Source organism: Flavobacterium sp. FG68 (assembly GCF_057808895.1).
In genome coordinates, this window is sequence record NZ_JBMDIY010000034.1 from 39,085 (window position 1) to 56,498 (window position 17,414).

The window sequence follows — 17,414 nt, forward strand, 5'->3', positions numbered from 1 at the left end:
AAAACTATTTTAAAAGATATTAATAACCAGGATTTTGATCTTCCGGGTTTATATCATCATTAAGCTGAATTTCTTTTAGAGAAATTGGGTATCTGTTATGAAACTCGGCTATTGTTCCGCTTTCAGCTGCCCATTTATTACGAGCTTTTACATACTGTACCAATTTTCCTGTACGAATAAGGTCCATTCTTCTCCAGCCTTCAAATGCTAATTCACGCATACGCTCATCTAAAATTCGGTCTCTGAAATCTGCCTGAGAAAGTCCAGTCCAGTTCATTCCCGCCGGAAGTGTTCCTCCAAAAGCACGGGTACGAACTTGGTTTACATATCCTTCAGCATCTGTAGTACTTCCTAATTCGTTTAAACATTCTGCGTAGCACAACAATACATCAGCATAACGAATGTATGGTTTGTTTTTCCCAGAATTCCAAAATGATTGTCTTCCGTCTACACGAACATCTTCGTATTTTTTTACGTGCGGATCTAATTCATCTCCTCCAAAACCTGCCGGAATTGTTGGTGTAATTCCTCTATAAGTAAAATCGTAACGAATACTTGCATCTTTACGTTTATCACCTGGTTCCCAAATACCGCCAGCTGATTTATCTTTATAGCAATATTGTGTTGGAACTAATAAATCATATCCTCCAAAATAAGCATACTGATCTAAATTTGCGATAGCTCTTGATCCTGTCTGCCATTGAATTTGGTTGTTATCAGGCCAGGTATTGTTGAACTGAAATTCATAAAGTGACTCTGTAGAGTTAGCATGATCAGGGCTAAAAACATCTGCATAATTTGCTAACAAGCTGTATTTTCCTGAAGAGATAACTTTTCCTAACCATTCTTTTGCCTGAGTGTAATCACGTGCGCCAGAAGCTACAGGAGCGTATAAAAATACTTTCCCTAATAATGCCTGAGCAAGATATTTTACTGGCAGAGCTTTATTTGATTGTGTAGCTGGCAAATTTGCTTCGGCTACTTTAAGGTCGTTGACAATGTATGTATATACATCTGGCAATGGCTGTCTTCCATATCCTAATTCCTGAGTACGTGCCTGATCCAAAATTGGAATTTCTCCCCAGTATTGTGAAAGCTCAAACATTAAACTAGCTCTTATAAAACTAGCTTCTCCCAGTAATATATTTCTACGGGCTGTATCAGCTTCTGTATTGTTGTTCAAGGCATATATTGCCTGACCAGCGCTTTGTAAAACTAACCAGCGTGAATCCCATTGTTCAGCCAAAGCTGTATTTTCCTGAGAAAGAAAACCATTATAGTAATCTAATCCTGCTTGTCCCGGAGTTGTCATTACCTGAAATGCTCCTTGCTGCGTTTCATCTGTTCCTAATTGAAACATTAGTCCTCCTCTGTCTTTTTGTACATTTCTCCATGAAGAATACATTCCTAAAACAAGAGGTTCAATATTATCCATTTTTGAATAAGTCTGTTCTTCAGTAAGAGCAGTATTTGGGTCCTGATCTAAGAAATCTGAGCAGGAAGCAAAAAGCATTATAGATGCCATTGCCGTTAAAATTTTTACTTTCATAATTATATTTTTAATTATTGTCGAAAATTATTTTTAAAGTGAAACATTTAAACCTAAAACAAACATTCTTGAGTTAGGATAACTATCTCCTCCTTCTGGATCGTAACCTTTGTATTTTGTGATCGTAAATAAATTAGATCCGGTAACATAAAGTCTTAGATTTTGAAGATATGCTTTCTCCAAAATTGAATTAGGAAAGTTGTATGATAATGTCAATGCATTTAAACGTAAGAACGAAGAATTTTGAATTGCCAATGATGTCTCATAACTGTTAAATCTTCCTCCACCATAATAAGCTCTTGGTACATTTGTGTCCGTATGTTCTGGTGTCCAACGATCTAATAAATCAGTATGAGCAGCACTCATTCCACCAGAACTCATAAAACTTTCATAAGCAGAACTGATTCTTCTTCCTCCAATAGAGTAAGCAAAAACAGCATTTAATCCAAAACCTTTGTAGCTAAAATCAGTTGCAAAACCTCCGTAAAAATCAGGATCTGTGTTTCCAACTACATAACGGTCGTTATCATCAATTTTTCCGTCTTTGTTTCTGTCTACTGGAACAATATCTCCCGGTTTAACTGTTCTTCCTCCAAAATTGATTTTGCTTATTTCTGTCATATCTGATGCCTGAGCAATTTTATCAAACTCAAATACATAAATAGAATTAACAGATTTACCTACGAATAAATTTCCTGTTCTTTGAATTTCAACTCCGGTATAACCTCCTGTATTGTAGATTGCTGTAGTTTCTCCGTATAACTTGGTAATTTTATTTTTGGCAGATGAAATGTTTCCTGAAACATCCCAGTTAAGATTATTATTTTTTAAGATTTTATAATTGGCACTAAATTCAACTCCTTTGTTTACCATCGTACCTACGTTGTCTATTCCAGTCGTAAACCCACTTAAACTAGTTACACTTTTTACCATTAACAGGTTGTCATTTTTGATATCAAAATAATCCACAGTCATAGAGAATCTGTTATCTGAAGTTGCAAAGTCTAAACCAAAATCAAATTGTTTTTGTCTTTCCCATTGTAAGTCAGGATTTCCTAAATAATCGCTTGGTTTATAAACAACACTTCCATTTGTATAAACTGGTCTATATTTACTTACATAAGCATAGTTTGGTATATTTTGGTTTCCTGCAATACCATAACTTCCGCGAAGTTTTAATAATTTAATACTTTCTACAGATTCTAAAAACTCTTTGGAAATATCCCAGCCTAAAGCTACAGATGGAAAAGTTCCCCATTTATTATTAGGTCCAAAACGAGAAGAACCATCTAAACGTGTTGTAACAGTTGCAAAGTATTTTTTATCATACGAATAATTTAATCTTCCTGTGTAAGACATTAAGGTCGTTGTAACAAAATCTGATCCTAATGAAAAATCTTGTTTTTGAGACGCTCCATTTAAGTACATATAAGTAAAATCATCTGATGAAAAACCTCTTGCATCAACTTGCGTGTAATTGTTTGAATTTTTCTGCATAGAAAAAGCTCCAAGTGCACTAAAATCGTGTTTTCCTATTGATTTATTGTATGTGATAGTATTATCCCATTGGTAATTCAATTCACTGTATCTGTAATGATTAGCATCTCCGTTTGCAGAATTTCTAATAGATTGTCCCGTATCCATTGGCTGGTACGAAAAGTTAGCCTGATCAGTAATATCTACAGAAAAAGTAGTTCTTAAGTTTAATCCGTCTGCAGGTTTAATGTTTACATAATTACTTGACATTAAACGGTTTTTAGAACTTACATTATCAATTGTTAAACTTTTAATTGGATTGTAAGCATCTGCGTTCAATACGTCTCCGTATTTCAAATAAGTAGCATCTGGATCAATAGGCAATAGTGGATTAGCGCCTAATGCATTTCCGAAAGCACTTCCTTCGATATAACTTGCTTCACTGCGTGAAAAAGTAGTACTTGTACCTATTTGAAGCCATTTTTTAACGTCCTGCGTCAAATTGATTTTTCCGTTATATCTTTTGAAAGAAGATTTTTCTAAAAGCCCATCCTGATCTGCGTAATTGAAACTCACAAAATAAGAACCTTTATCTCCTCCTCCCGAAAAAGAAAGATTGTAATTAGTCTGCATTCCTGTTCTTGCTACTTCGTCTAACCAATTGTAGCTTTTTCCTGTTCTGTAAGATTCTAATTCGTATGGGGCAAATACTGTAGATCCGTCTGATTTAATCTGATTGATATAAGCAGCACGATCAGCATTTGGGTTTTGATCCATATATTGATTTGCAAATGCATCAACTCTAAGATCAAACAATTGCTGTCCGTTCATTAACGGAAGCGTCTTGCTAAACTCAGACATTCCAACCCAGGTATCAAAGTTTATTTTTCCTTCTCCTTTTGATCCTTTTTTAGTTGTAATTACCACAACTCCATTTGCTCCTCTTGCACCATAAATAGCTGTTGAAGAAGCATCTTTTAAGATATCAATATTCGCAATATCATTAGGGTTTATCGATTCAAAACCGCCGTCAATAATAAGACCATCTACTACAAATATTGGATTTGTACCAAATTGGATCGAGTTGTTTCCTCTAATTTTAATACTACCGCTTGAACCCGGAGTTGTATTTTGCTGTACATAAACACCCGCTGCACGTCCTTGCAATGCCTGCACTGCGTTTGCTGTTGGTGTTTCCAGCAGTTTTTCTCCTTTTACGTTTCCTACCGCTCCGGTAAGATCTCCTCTTTTTACTGAAGCTCCTACTACTACTATCTCATTTAATTCCTGTGGACTCGGAGTTAAAGAGACATTAATTTCAGATTTATTAGCAATAACCGTCTGCGGATTAAATCCTATAAACTTGAACTCTAAAGTTGAGCCGGATTTTACGTTTGACAATTTATAACTGCCATCTATGTCTGTTACTGTAGAGTTCGGTGTACCTTTTACCAGAATTGTGGCGCCTGGCAATGGTAAATTTTCATTGTCTGTAACTTTACCGGTTATGGTTTGGGAGTAAAGTGTACCGGCACACATCATAACTACTAAGAAGCATAAGTATCTTATTGCAATTCTCATAATAATTTGGTTTTTTAGTTAATAAATTAGTGAGTTAGTTTTATTCTTTTTATTGAGCATTAAAATACGAGAAAACGAATTGACTTATACTATACTATACTACAACATTACAAACATACAAATATTTTCATTACATCCAAATTTATGTTTTAAGAATTTGATATTTTTTTTGATGATTTATTTCGGCTTTAACAGAAATACCAAGCTTTAAAAAGGAAAAAGAAAATAAAGGAATAATTAATTTAAAGAAATCTCAGACAAAACTGAAGAGTGTTGTAATCTAAAACAAAGAAAACAGGTATAATTTACCTGCAAAATCAAAGAAATAATTTTGGACATTTTTAAGATATTTCACACCAAATACGAATAAAAAAAACGCACTGCTGTGCGTCTATACAAAAAATTGGAATGTTTGAATTGTCAATTTTATAATTAATTATATCCACAACGTATATCCGTAGAGGCGCACAGCAGTGCGTCTACGTCAAGTATATCAAATATTGTGGTTACGTTGCGCAAGACGCACTGCTGTGCGTCTCTACATTAAAATCTTTGTCCCTTTCAGCCTTTGTCACTTTGTATTAAAACTTAGCATCTCAGAATCTTAGAAACTAAAAAAACTAAGCTATTCCCCATTTCGAGAATAAAACAAAAATACTTACCATACCAATTATTAAAGCGGTAAAATACCAATAACGGTTTTTCCAAGGCGATAATTCAACCGATTCTAATTTTATTTCGACATAATTATATTTCGGATAAAACTTAGACACGAACAGCATACATACAGAAGTAAGCACAAATAAAAGTGCCAGCATGTGCAGGTAATGTAATTTAATATCGAGTATGTAATTAAAAGTAATATAACCCAAAATAAAAAATATCATTCCCATTTTTGCGGCCTGCGGTGGTACTTTCTTGAATACAAAACCAATCAGAATAATGGTAAAAATAGGCAGACAAAACATTCCGCTCAACTGCTGTAAATAAGTATAAAAGCCAGCTTTACTGAATAATATAAACGGAGCCGAAAACATAGCTAAAGCCGATACAATGATTTCGAATTTACGTCCGGTGTAAACTAAATGTTTTTCGGTTACTTCTTTATTTTTTTTCTCTAACCACGGTTTATAGAGATTTAGTACAAACAATGTACTGCTGCTATTAAGACCTGCATTAAAAGTACTTATTGCTGCTCCCAAAACAACTGCTGCGGTTAAACCAATCATAACTCCTGGCAATGTATCTTTTACGACAAGCGGGAAAACCTCAGCTGTATTTTCTAGATTTTGGTAAAGATGAACACCTACCAATCCGGGAATATTGATGATAAAAGGACATAATAATTTTCCTAAGCAGGCAAGTCCCATTCCTTTTTGACTGTGTGATAAACTTTTTGCCGAAAGTGCCTGCTGTACAATAAACTGCTCCATTCCCCAGTAATACAGGTTCATAATAAACATTCCTGTAAAAATGGTACTCAACGGAATTTCATCCTGCGGACCGCCAATAGAATTTAAATGTTCTTTATGTTCTGAAAGTAAAATATGAAGTCCTTTGAACCAGTCTCCATTTCCTAAAAATTTAAATCCGAAGTAAGGAAACGCGATACCAATCGTCAATAAACCAATACTTAAAACGGTATCGCTAATCGATATGGCACGTAAACCTCCTAAAACCGAATAAGCACAGCCTGTAAGACCTATCAGCCAAACCATAACCCAGATATTCTGCCAGTAGGTTAATTCTAAAGGATATAAAAAATTAAACATTCCGGTTAGGGCAACTGCACCGCCGTATAATACTGCGGGAAGTAGATTAACAATATAACTGCATAAAAATATAATCGATACGAGCCTTTTAGTCGAATCGTCATAACGTTTTCCCAGATAATCCGGAATTGTCATGGCTCCGGTACGAAAATAAATCGGCAGAAAAAACTCGGCAACAAGCAGCATGGCAAGTACAGAACTTACACCCCAAGCCATAACGCTCATGTTGTTGGTGTAGATAGATTCGTTTTCGCCTATAAACTGGTTGGCGCTTATATTGCTAAGCAATAAAGCGCCTCCAACTATAAAAAAGTTATTGTTATGATCTGCAAAAAAAAGTCCGCTTGTGGTTTGTACCTTTCTTTTTCGTGTTTTTATGGCTGAAATTACTGCGACTAAACCTGTAATCAGTAAAAAACTAACAATGGATAAAACATTCATAAATTACAACGAATTTCTATCAATAAGAATTGTTGGAATAATCTCTTGTGTCTTTTTTCTGTTCAACACAAAATCAGCGGCTCTTTTTCCCATTTCAGCGAAATCTGTAGAAAATGTGGTTACACCGTCAAAAATGATTTCTTTTACAATATCATCGTTGTGCGAAATAAAACCAATGTCGGCACCAATTTTAAGTCCTTTTATTTTAGAGTCTTTCAGCATTTCCCAAAGTTCGAGATTGTGAATCGTAAAATATACTTTTCCTTTTTCCAGAGAACCTGCTGTGTATTCTTCTTTTATAACGCCTTTGATATCATAATCCTTCATAAACCTTTTAAATGAATTTAAAATTTCATTAGGTTCTGCAGATGAGGGCTTGAAAAAGAAAACAAGTTCATCGTACTTTTTAATTTTATCTTTAAGCTGCACAAAAGCATTGTAAGACGAATCTCCAAACTCTTGTGCAACATAATTGTAATCTTCATCTGTTTCTATAAAACGGTCAACCAGCAATACTCTGTTTGTTGGCAGCTGTTTTAAAACATCCGGTGTTTTTTTATTCGGAATCGGAGCGATAACAAACATTCCGTATTTTCCTTTTATACTTTGAATAATATTTTCAAACGTATCAAAATTATTGTGATGAAAAAAGATATCTAATTGTACATTTTTTCCAAGTCCTTTTCTGAAATTTTCATAAAACGTTTCCTGAAAAATATCAAATGCAAATATCAGCAACGCCACTTTCAACTCTTGTTTTACATCGTTTGTAGCAACGAAATATCCAAGTCGGTTTTTTGATTCGATAATTCCTCTGTGAACAAGTTCTTTATAAGCTTTAGCAATAGTTTCTCTTGCAAAACCCAATTCGCTTATAAAAGTATTTACAGATGGAAGCAGATCACCTTTTGTTACTACCTTTTCATCAATGGCATTAATTATTCCCTGAACCAGCTGCTCGTGTTTGGATAAGGAATTAATTGATTCAAGGTTTTTTATCTGTTGAATAATTTGCTTCATAAACGTTTTAATAGGTATTTATTTAGAAAATATATAGTACAAATATATACTAATGTTTGAAATTTATTTTAGGCCTTCGTGATTTTTAAAACAACGCTGTTATTTGATACTGTTACATTTGGATTAATTCCAACCTGCATTAAAAAATCACCAGAATAAACGGCTGTTTCTACAGAAGCTTTTTTATCCGGATAAACGTTGATTTCTTCTACTTTGTAGTTTTGTCCTGCTTGCAATCCTTTTAATTTTATTGGAAGATGAGTTCCGGCTTCATATCTTGAATTAACAGCATAACTAAACATTACTGCTTCGTTTCCATTTTTATTCACAAACATTACAGATGCCGCATCATTACCCCACGGATTTTGCAGACGATATTGATCTCCCTGCCAGATTGTTCCGCTTAATGCATTATAGTTTTTAATGGCTTGCTGTGTAAAAGCTAAATCTTTTTCGTTTAAATCTTTCACTACAATATCAAAACCTAATCTTCCCATCATCGCAACATCTGTACGGTATTTTATAGACTGTTTTCCCCAGTCTGTAACGTGCGCTGCAATAGTAAGAGCCGGATAAAAATACGAGTATTCCCATTGCATATATACACGCTCTAAAGGATCTGTGTTATCACTTGGCCAGAATTCAGTAAAGTATTTTAAAGCTCCATAATCCACTCTTCCGCCGCCGCCAGAACAAAGCATCATTGGCACTTTTGGATATTTTACACGAATGCGTTCTAAAACTTTATAAAGTCCGTTTACGTAATCGGTGTAGAAATTATTCTGATTGTCTTTTAAATTACTTGAATACGCATTATAAATCACTGCATTACAATCCCATTTGATATAAGCCAATTCCGGGTTTTGAGTAAAAAGATTGTCTACAACTCCATAAACAAAATCCTGAACTTTTGGATTTGATAAGTCTAAAACCAATTGATTACGGAAATAATGCTCTGCTCTTCCCGGTTGTTTAATCACCCATTCCGGATGTTTTTTATACAAATCACTCGCCGGATTTACCATTTCAGGCTCAATCCAGATTCCGAATTTTACCTGATTGTCTTTCGCTGTTTTTACCAAAGTTCCAATTCCGTTTGGTAATTTCTTTTTGTTAACGTCCCAATCTCCTAAAGCCGCATCATCATTATTACGTGGATAAGTATTTCCGAACCATCCGTCATCTAATAAAAACATATCAACGCCCAGTTTTTTACTATCGGCGATAAGCACTTTTAGTTTTTCTTCGTCAAAATTAAAATAAGTCGCTTCCCAGTTATTTAAAAGAGTTAAACGATCTCCTTTCCCGTCAAGGATTTTATGACTTCTTGACCAATCGTGTAAATTACGACTTGCAGTTCCTTTTCCATTTGATGAAAAAGTGTACCAAAATTTAGGTGTTGTAAATACTTCGCTTTTAGCCAGTTTATAAGCTGCCGCAGCATTATTAATTCCCGAAATAACACGAAGATTATTTAAAGGATCTAATTCTAAATCGGTTCTAAAATTTCCTGACCATTCTAAACCTGCAAACAAAACTTTTCCTTCGTCTTCTGAAGCTGGTTTATCTAAAGAAACCATAAATACAGATGGCTGAAATAAATTAGCACGAGATCCTAATTTAGAATCTAACACTTTGATTCCGTGTGTTAACTTTGTTTCTTCCGGCTGCATTTCTTTTGCCCAGTCGCCATGATATTGGTTCAGGTAAAAGTTATTGTATCCTTTAAGATATAAATTAGCCGAAGCGTATTTATTCAAAGTAATACTTGCTTTTTCGTTATGCTGAATGGTTGTCCACTGCTCAATTACATCATTATCAAAATAAGACTGAATAAACAAATGCACCTCAACCGGATAAACAGGATCTTTTAGCGTAATATCAGTTTGAAAAACTCCTGTACTAATTTTGTTTGTTTCATGACTTACATATAACAAATCAAGGGAAGTATTTCCGTCAGCGTGCGTTACGGTAATAGCAGGTTCTAACAAATTTTTAGATCCCGATGCCGTATAAGCAGCATTATAAATACCAGAGTAATCTGTTCCCTGACGAAACTGAGCTTGTATTTTTGTGTATTCTGAATCGTTTGCCAGTCTTTCTCCTAAGTAAATAGTGTTTACTTCTTTTCCCGGAGTTACTTGTAAAACCAATGCATTGCTTTTTGTTTTTACCGTAATAATCTGCTGTGCAGTTACTGAACAATAACTCGAGAGAATAAAAAATGCTATCGCAAAAGACTGCCTTAAAGTTGTAAATTGTTTTTTCATTTTATTATGTGTTATTTTCTTATTTCTTTTTTTGTGTAATTCCTTCCCAGTTATCGGTTCTAAAAGAGGATGCCGGTAATCCTGAAGCATTGGTTAAGTTTCCGTTTGGATTGTCTGCCCAATTGTATCGGACTGAAACCGGATTCGGAACTTCCTGCGCATATACTTCTACTTTTCCGTTGACTATTTTGGCTTCTGCCCAATGAAATTTTTGGTCTGCTCCAGCTATTGAAAATCCTTTTAAAGAATTGTCTTTCGCTTTTATATTTTCATTAAAATCAAAATCGATCGTAATCACATTTGCTTTAACCGTATAGGATTTATAAAGCGGTCCCGAATACTCAATTTTAGTATTGTAAACTTTTGCCAAAGCAATATTTGCCAAACGTCCTCCTACATCTTGTTTATTTTTTGGATGAATGTCTTCTCCATTTCCAATATCAGTTGTTACAGCCATTCCGGTATTTGGCAGTTTCAAAGCCATAAACTGTGCTTCCCTTAACTCTGCCCAATCTGAATTATCCGGCTGTTGTTTTTGTTGTTTATAATTGGCTAACTGAACAAATAAAAACGGAAGATTTTTATCTTTAAATTTAGCTCTCCAGTCGTTTATCAGCAGCGGTAATAATTTTCGATATTGAAAAGCTCTTTCGGCATTGCTTTCTCCCTGATACCAGATTACTCCTTTTATTTTATAATCTAACAAAGGAGAAATCATCGCATTATAAATTGCACTTGGTCTGTTTTGTCCTTGTGCCAAATAAGGTTTTGCAGGTAAATCTTTACTGTCTGCACCAATATTATATTTCCAGTCTCCGGCTAATGAAAGAGTTTCATTTTCAGATTTTAAAGTGATTTTTTCATCTGCATAAACTCCGCCATTTCCTGCTCCGTCAAAAACTCTGATTGTGATGGTGTTTTCTCCTTTTTTCAAAAACTTAGCCGGAATTGTATAATGACGTTCTACATTGTAACCTTTCGTTTCACCAATATAATTTCCATTAATCCAAAGTATATCATCATCATCTGCATAATAACTCAGGCTGAAATCTTTAGTATTATCAGAGATAATAAACTTTTTTCTAAACCAGATTATTCCATCAAAACTGGCTAATCCGTTGCTGTCAAAAAAAGAAGGCAGTTTCATGGTTTTCCAGGATGAATCATCAAGATTTTCTGTTGCCCAAATTGCTTTTTCCTGCTGCATTCCTTTGTCTGCATTAGCAACTTGCTTTTCCCAAACAGCTAAATCAGCATTGTATTTTTGCTGTAAAGCTTCTCTGTTTGTTTCCGATTTCATGGCTTCAATTTCGGCATCAAAATCATGAATTGTGCTTAACGCTCCAGAACTTGTCCACGCTTCTATAAGTGTTCCTCCCCACGAAGAATGAATTAATCCTATCGGAATCTTTTTTTCTTTATAAATCTTTCTGGCAAAAAAATAAGCTGTTGCGCTAAAATCAGCAATGGTTTTTGGACTGCATACATTCCATCCGTCGTGCTGTACTTTTAATGTATTTAGCGGTAAAGTACTTTCAATATGTTCGGCTTGTAATAATCGGATTTGCGGATAATCAGCATTTGCAATTTCTTCTTTGTAGTTATCTATTTTTCCCCAGCCTTCAAGAGGCATTTCCATATTACTTTGTCCGGAACACAGCCAGACTTCACCAATTAAAATATTTTGAAGCGTTTTTAAATCTCCGTCATTTATAGCAATAGAATAAGGTCCGCCGTAAACAGGCGTTTTTAAAACCACATTCCATTTGCCTTTTACAACATTGGCTTTATAGGTTTTTTTATCCCAAGAAGTTGTAACCGATACGGATTGCTTGTTGCTTTCTCCCCAAAACGGAACTGTGCTTTTTTGCTGCAATACCATATTATCTGTAAAAAAGGAAGGCAGTGTTACCGCAGCTTTCACAGCATTTGACGACAGTATCAGCAACGATACAACTAAAATGGTTTTCTTAAAAAAATGTCTTTTCATATACCTTCCATTAACGATTTATGATTTTGTACAAATGAGCATCTTTGGAACCAAGACTTACATTTATATTATTTTTTAAATTAGTATTTTGATTTGTAAAAAGATTCTGCAGTTGATAATTTCCATTTTTTATGCCCAATCTTTCCAGCGGAAGTGAATAATTTTTAGGTGTACTACCATAATTTAAAACCGCTATATACCAATCGTTTCCTATTTTTTGTTCGAAAACTTCTGTGGTATGTTTTCCTGTATTTCCTTCTACCGGACGGAAAGCTACACCGTGAGAAACAATTTTAAGCAATTCTTTATTCTGAAGCCACTCTTTCGCGCGCACGCTCCAAATTCCGTCTTTACTATAATCGTCTCCGGTAATTAAAGTTCCTGTAATGACTGCCGAGATTAATCGGGCGCGGTTCTCTCCTTCTGTAACATCTGCAAAAACCACATGATCGGCATCAATATAATCATACGAATAAGTCTGCCACCAGCCATAATTTACACTATTCAGTGTGTATTGGGTATGTTCGATTGTTTTCCAGGCATCGCATGCAATACGACGGACGTGGGCATAACGAGATGTTGCCATGTTTGGGGAAATAGCAGCATAAATAAGCATTTGTCCGTCTAATGCATTTACTAAATGTTCCATTCCCACTTTGTAAGCCTGCATTCCTGTAGTAACATTTTTATCGTAAAACGAAGTAGATTCTGCAGCAGCGTGACCTAAAAAGTCAATTTTGATCATTTTAAAACCGCACGCTTTTAGTTTATTAATGACATAATCAACACGTTTTAATGTTCCCGGATGTGTTGGGTCAATCGCTCTGGCGCCGTCAAAATCAAAATACGTGTTTCCGGTTTTCGTCCACATTTCTCCAAAAGTATAATCACTTCCTTCGGCTTTGCGGTTGGGTCCGTCTTTCCATCCCCAATCTGTAAAAGGCGCCCAATATGCTCCCGGTTCTAAACCTTTGCTTTTACAATAATCTGCGAATTCTTTTAGTTTGCTGAAATCTCCCGTAAAACCGCCTTTTACCATATTGTCCCAAAAAGAATCCAAATCGATATAAGCTGTATTACCTACTCTAAACTGCGGAATTTCTTTTGCAAAAAAGTCTGCAACCTTTGTCGTATTCTCAAAATTAATTTTCTCCATTAAAACACCCCAGCTGTTCCATCCTACCGGAGTTGGTTTATCCCACTCAAAAACATAAGGCTTTTCTACAATGCGATTGGTTTTGGCATATTCTTCCATACCATTTCTCCAATCTGAATAATAACCCACAAAGAATTTTGGAGATAAAACTTTATCACCTTTTACGATTCCGTGTGCAATGCTGTCGCGCGTAATTTCTTTTTCAGAATATCCTGCCCATGCAGAAAATAAAACTGCTGGTTTTTTATTGGATGTTTTTACGGCACTTTTCCAAACCATATGTTCAAGAGAACCTATTATAAATCCATTTCTGGAAGTATTATTGAATAAAATTCCAACTTCGGCACTTGTATTATGCGAAATCGTATCTAGTTTTTTTGAATTGTAGCTGATAAAAGCATCATTATCATAAGGCACAAAAACAGTTTGCAGATTTTCTATTTTATCAAAAGTGATTTTCCCTAAATCTAATGGCGAAATATAATTGGTTGCAATTTGCTGACCATTGCCTAAAATTTCTATTTGAGTTATAAAGTAGGACTGATTGTTATAAGTATAGAAGTTTTGGATTAGGGTTGGATTGTTTTTATCTGTATAAGTAAGCGTATATTTTGTTCCCTTTCCTAAATTATCATTAATAGTTTCTTTTGATAAAACAGCTTCTGAATAATCATTAACCGAAATAGTTTTACCATTTACAACCGCTGAAGCTTTTGCATCTGAAAAAATAGTTTTTCCGGATTCGCTTACAGCAATTGTTTTTTGTTTTAAATCATACGTTATGATTCCGTTTTTCCCAAAAGTCATTTTAATGTCTTTTTGGGCTAAAGCCGAATTAAAGAAAAATGACACAAACAAAATGGAAAAAAGCATTTTTTTGAATAGAAAAAAATTGGGTTTCATTAAATGGTTATTTTGGTTATTATACTATTCTATACTACAATGATACAAATTAAAATTTATTTCGCAAGCACTTCAAAAAATATTTCATTAAATCTTCTATTCAAAAGGCATTAAAAAATAATTTATCCGGTTAAAAAATTAGCATTTCAGCTTTGCTTTTCCCTTAAAAATAAAGCATATAGCTACTAATGTATTCAATTTGTCGCTAACGCAGTCAAACGAAATTTTTATTTACTGAATAATTGTAAATTTTACAATTTTTTCAAATAATTTCAAAAAATAGCACGATCAATATCCACAATATTACGCTTCTCTTTGGTCAAAATATTCCAACTTCAATGCTTGGTTTCTATTTTTCGTCAAATTGATTCTTCAATTTATCCATACTTATTTTAAAGATTATTTAAAAACGAAAAACATAATTCTGGCAGCTTCAAAAATAAAAAACGTCAAATTTTTAACATTATATTATTATTTTTCTTATCATTGTAGCACAGTATAGTATAGTACTGCATTCTAACTATCTAAACCAAAATTATTATGCAAGAAAAAATTACAAAACAAAGATTATTAATTAAGGCATTGTTTACCACTACAATGCTCTTTATAGCGTTATATACTTCAGCTCAGACTTATGAGTTTGAAAATGGTACACGTACTAATAGCGCTGACATACAAAACTGCGATTCCTGTTCCGGCAAAATTGTCGGTAATTTGGGAGGCAACAGCAGTGTATCGACTAACGTTACGGTTTCGGCTGCGGGCTGGTACAATCTTCAATTATTTTATTGTACCGGAGATCCGCGTACTATTCGATTAACGGCTGGTTCGGCGACTACGATATCTATTCCGTGTGATCCAAGCGGAGGATGGAGTACTGCTGCGTCTAAAAACTTAAGTGTATACCTAAACAGCGGAACAACAACGCTGCTTTGGGACAATACAATTTCATGGGCTCCTAATTTAGATAAGTTTGTTTTAACGCCGCTTAGTTCTTCGAGTCTTCAAACTATTGCTTTTGGTACAAACAATAGTATTGTTTACAATTTAGCTACTAAAACGTATAGTGTAAAATTTAATGGAGCAACGGTAATTACGAATGCATCTGCTTACGCAAATAGTGATCAGCAGTATTTGAGCGGTAATTTTGCTACAGCTGTTTATTCATCGGCACCATTTACAGATAATATTGGCAGCGGTACAAAGCATATTTTTACGTTAAGCGGCAATTATACTTTGGGCATGCAGCAAATATTTTATACGTATACCAATAAAGAATATGTGGCGGTACAAGTTGTACTTACCGGAAACGGATCGAACTGCTATAGAATGTCTCCTTTAACGAGTTATCAGGTAACGCCAAATTTTGGTACGGGCGATACACGAGCTGTATTTGTTCCTTATGATAATGATGCATGGATTCGCTATAATGCTTACACTTTAAACTCAGCAGATTTTACTGCTTCTGAGGTTACAAATATTTACAATAATACGAATCGTAAAGGTTTGGTTATTGGTTCTCTTGAACATACAAAATGGAAAACGGGTATTACGGTAAGTGGCGGTGGCGCATCATCTGCCTATGTTTCGGTTATTGCAGGATGGACAAAACAGGAAATAACAAGAGATAAACGTGGCCATGGCTGGGTAAACGTTGGGCAAACAAGCTGTCCTTCGCCTAAAGTAATGCTAAATGCAGGTGACGACTGGAGAACAGGATTTGAAGAATTTGCTCAGGCAAATGCCGCACTACAGCCAAAATATATTTTTGACTGGACAGCTCCAAAACCTATGGGCTGGAATAGCTGGGGTGCCATGCAGACTAATATCAACTTGACTAAAGTTAAGGCTGTAGTTGATTATTTTCATGATGACTGCCCGGCATTTAAAACGCAAGACAATACTTTATTTATAGATCTTGATTCGTATTGGGATAATATGACCGATGCGCAGCTTGCACAGTTTGTTACGTATGCAAAAAGCAAAGGATTTAAAGCGGGTATTTACTGGGCTCCGTTTGTCGATTGGGGAAAATACAACCGTCAGGTAGAGGGAAGTTCGTACAGTTATAACCAATGCTGGACAATGGTTAACGGAAGTCCGCTGGAACTGGATGGCGCTTATGCTATGGATCCTACAAGTCCGGGAACTAAAGCCAGAATAAAATATTTTGTAAATCGCTTTAAAGCGGCGGGATTTGAAATGGTTAAAATCGACTTTTTGACTCACGCAAGTATTGAAGCCGACAGTTTTACAAATTATCAAATTCACACGGGTATGGAAGCATATCAGGAAGGTATGAAATATTTAGTGGATGAAATTAACGGAACAATGCTGGTTGAGGCTGCAATTTCTCCTAATTTGGCAACTGGTCCGTTTGCGCATATACGCCGAATTGCTTGTGATGCGTACAGCAGTATCAGCGATACTGATTATACTTTAAACAGTACAACTTATGGCTGGTGGCAAAATCAGATTTATGATTATCTGGATGCTGATAATGTTGTGTTTGGCAATGTTTCTATTGGACAAAATCGCGCGCGATTATTAAGCAGCGTGGTAACGGGAACTATTACAAGCGGTGACGATTTCTCTGTTGCGGGTACGTGGAAAGCTACAGGACAAAATCTTTTACAAAATGATGATGTTATGGATGCTGCAAGAAACGATATGCATTTTATTCCGTCTGATGGTAATACCGGAAACAGTGCGGCAGCTGTTTTTTATGCGACACATAATAATGTTACTTACGTTGCGGTATTCAATTACAGCAATGCTGCAACAACTAATAATATTAGTTTAAGCCGAATTGGTTTGGGTTCCGGTACTTACAACGTTAAAGAACTATATTCCGGGGCAGTAAGCACGGCACAAGGTACATTAAGTGCACAGCTTCCTCAGGCTGATGCTGCTTTGTATGCTCTCTATGATGGTCCAATTTTGAGCACTCCTGACTTTAACTGGGGAATTGCTGCCACAAACTATATTTTCCCTAATCCGGCTTCAACAACTTTCAGGATAAAATTTGATCATACAATTAGCGGACCTGCTGTTATTTCAGTTTACGATATATCAGGTAAAGAAGTATCGAAAACATCTTTGGTTGCTGAAGATATGATTAGTTCAGAAATTCCGGTAAACAATCTTGCAAAAGGTGTTTATGTGGTAAAAGTTTCATCGGCAGATAATAAGGTTCAAAACTTTAAGTTTGTGAAAAAATAAATTGTTACTTCTTAAAAAAATCCCGATTTTCACT

At 35.1% G+C, this 17,414-nt stretch carries 8 protein-coding genes; 1 reads left to right on the plus strand and 7 read right to left on the minus strand.

Going from position 1 to position 17,414, the window contains the following annotated elements:
* Positions 1-19: 19 nt before the first annotated feature.
* The 7 genes from ACODSB_RS19240 to ACODSB_RS19270 all read right to left on the minus strand — a co-directional run bounded on the left by ACODSB_RS19240 (position 20) and on the right by ACODSB_RS19270 (position 14,158).
* A complete protein-coding gene (locus tag ACODSB_RS19240) occupies positions 20-1,549 on the minus strand; it encodes a RagB/SusD family nutrient uptake outer membrane protein (protein ID WP_488938221.1) in 1,530 nt (509 codons plus the stop codon).
* Between the two features lie 33 nt (positions 1,550-1,582).
* A complete protein-coding gene (locus tag ACODSB_RS19245) occupies positions 1,583-4,606 on the minus strand; it encodes a SusC/RagA family TonB-linked outer membrane protein (RefSeq protein WP_488938222.1) in 3,024 nt (1,007 codons plus the stop codon).
* 620 nt (positions 4,607-5,226) lie between these two features.
* Positions 5,227-6,819 (minus strand): solute:sodium symporter family transporter, encoded by a 1,593-nt coding sequence (locus ACODSB_RS19250; RefSeq protein WP_488938223.1) that lies wholly within the window; start codon positions 6,817-6,819, stop codon positions 5,227-5,229.
* 3 nt (positions 6,820-6,822) lie between these two features.
* A complete protein-coding gene (locus ACODSB_RS19255; RefSeq protein WP_180857374.1) occupies positions 6,823-7,839 on the minus strand; it encodes a GntR family transcriptional regulator in 1,017 nt (338 codons plus the stop codon).
* 68 nt (positions 7,840-7,907) lie between these two features.
* Positions 7,908-10,109, minus strand: coding sequence for an alpha-galactosidase (locus ACODSB_RS19260; RefSeq protein WP_488938224.1), 2,202 nt, complete (start codon positions 10,107-10,109; stop codon positions 7,908-7,910).
* A gap of 19 nt (positions 10,110-10,128) precedes the next feature.
* On the minus strand, positions 10,129-12,099 hold the full coding sequence (locus ACODSB_RS19265) for a sialate O-acetylesterase (protein WP_488938225.1): 1,971 nt from the start codon (positions 12,097-12,099) through the stop codon (positions 10,129-10,131).
* 10 nt (positions 12,100-12,109) lie between these two features.
* Entirely contained in the window at positions 12,110-14,158 is a 2,049-nt protein-coding gene (locus ACODSB_RS19270; RefSeq protein ID WP_488938226.1) for an alpha-galactosidase, read from the minus strand.
* A gap of 540 nt (positions 14,159-14,698) precedes the next feature.
* Between ACODSB_RS19270 and ACODSB_RS19275 the strand changes: the two genes are divergently transcribed.
* Positions 14,699-17,380, plus strand: coding sequence for a T9SS type A sorting domain-containing protein (locus tag ACODSB_RS19275; protein ID WP_488938227.1), 2,682 nt, complete (start codon positions 14,699-14,701; stop codon positions 17,378-17,380).
* Positions 17,381-17,414 lie beyond the last annotated feature (34 nt).